The following is a 2189-nucleotide window of genomic DNA, read 5'->3' as shown; positions in this document are numbered from 1 at the left end:
AGTGATAACATCCTTGTTAAATTGTTTATATCTGAAATAGTTCATACAGAAGACTCCTTTTTGTTAAAATTATACTATAAATTCAACTTTGCAACAGAACCAAAAATTTGAAATGTTGGGAATGATAAATATAAAAGCAGATATTGAAATAAAAAATTCTGAACAAGATAAATTAAAATTAAGTACTGATGTAATAAGATTTATAAACAGATATATTTTTTCTGACTATGAAGGTTCAGTTTTGTTAAATGGTAAATGGGGGATAGGTAAAACTAGTTTTTTAAACTTAATTGAGGAAGATGTAGAATTAAGGAAGGAAAAAAAGAATAAAAGGGAATTTATATGGCTAAATGCATGGAAGGAAAATAACAGTGAAAATTTTTATAGTGATATATTTTCAAAATTACATCCATGGAAATACTTTTATTTAAGACATAAACCACTGGTATGGGCAATTATATTATCCATTATAATAGCATTAATTCAGTTTATTCCATTCTTTTTAAAAGGAAAAGAGAACCTTATAACAGTGAACATATTATTGATTTGGCTAGCACTGTTTATAATAAATAGTGCTTTGAGTTATTTTAAGGACACTTATGATATTGAAGATAAATGTAGAAATAAAGTAAAAAAATTTATAAAAAAGCGTAAGCTAATATTTATAATAGATGATTTTGATAGAGTAGATAAACTTCAAAGAAATATACTTTTTCAAAAAATGTCAGATATTAATTCATTCGAGAATGCATTAATAATTGTTGTAGGGGAGTATAAAAGAATAGTAGAAAATCCAAATGATATTTTCACTCAAAAGATACTGCAAAATATAGAAAACATGCCAGAAAAGTACAAGCCTCACAATATATGGAATATTTTTGAAAGCGATCTAGAAACTATAGTGAAATACCAAGATATCACAGATGCAGATAGACTTATAATTAATAGAATAAGAGGTCAATTTATTAGAGAAAATAGGACAATTAGAGAATCTAAACAACTATTTAACCGTTTTAAAAATACTTATAAATATAAGCAAAATAGAAATTTTAATGCTAGTGAATCACTAGCTCTATGTTATATATTTATTTTTCATAATCAAATTTATGAAATTATTACTAATAAATCTATTAAATTAACGTACAACACTGTTTCGATAGAGGATGAAAAAAAGCAACGTTTAAGAAGTGAATTACTGGAAGCGAATATAAATGATGATTCTAATATTATAGATTTTATTTTCAATCTTTTTAATCATGGTAATGATTCAGGTATGAAATATCCGAGTATTACTAAAGAAAAAAATTTTTCGTTATATAAAATTGAATCTAATGAAAGTACGCAAGTCAACGAAGACATGTTGGAAGAGTATTTACAAAAAGATAAAGATGAAGGCTTGAAACAAATTAACAGCTTTAATGAGGAAGATTATATAAGATTCTTTGAAATGTTTAAACGTAAAGCTATAGAAGAACAAATACTTAAAAGTGTTGAAGCTTATGTAAAAGAAATGATTAAATTAGTTCATTATAAATTTTATGGAGAACACAGTAATTCTGGAATTAGTTCTTTTACGAGTCCATATGTAGATGAATTATTATATAGTTTAAGTGAAAGATTAGAAATGACCTTGGAGATAGATAAAAATAAGCAATGTGAAAAGATAGCACTGAATAATAGGGAATTAGATGCTTCTCAAAAAATACTCATTATTGAACTTATAATTCCAGATATTGAATATATTGATATTGAGAATAAGGTTGAAATGATAGATGGGATATTAAAAGAACTTAGTTTTTCAAATATTCAAGATACAGAACACCCTCGAATTATATATTGGGCTTATGTTAAATATTATGATCATTTACAAAATAAAGAAATTGAAAAAGTACTAAGTGAATTGGTTTGTTTAGGTGATAGTGAATTTGTTGAATTTATAGAAACGAACTTTATAAGAATTAAAAATATTTTCTATAAATCTAATGGGAGAAACGCAATAAGAGAAGATTTACCATTGAAAGAATTTAGTTTTAATCAAGAGTTTGAAAATAATTTCATTGATAAAATTAATCAGTTAGAACCACAAAAAAGAGAAAAAATAAGCGCTAGTATTAGAAATGCTACAAAATTTTAAAGGTTCTGTTGCAAAGTAAAAAATATAGCTAACCACTAATTTATCATGTCAGGGT

General features: G+C 24.9%; 1 protein-coding gene. It reads left to right on the top strand.

Going from position 1 to position 2189, the window contains the following annotated elements:
• Window positions 1–121: 121 nt before the first annotated feature.
• A complete protein-coding gene (locus KA845_RS12060; RefSeq protein ID WP_210128137.1) occupies window positions 122–2134 on the top strand; it encodes a P-loop NTPase fold protein in 2013 nt (670 codons plus the stop codon).
• The last annotated feature ends 55 nt before the right edge of the window (window positions 2135–2189 follow it).

This window comes from Staphylococcus sp. GDX8P114P-2 (genome assembly GCF_017892945.1).
GTDB lineage: Bacteria > Bacillota > Bacilli > Staphylococcales > Staphylococcaceae > Staphylococcus > Staphylococcus arlettae.
Note: the sequence above shows the minus strand (reverse complement) of the source record. Positions and strands in the feature narration are given on the sequence as shown.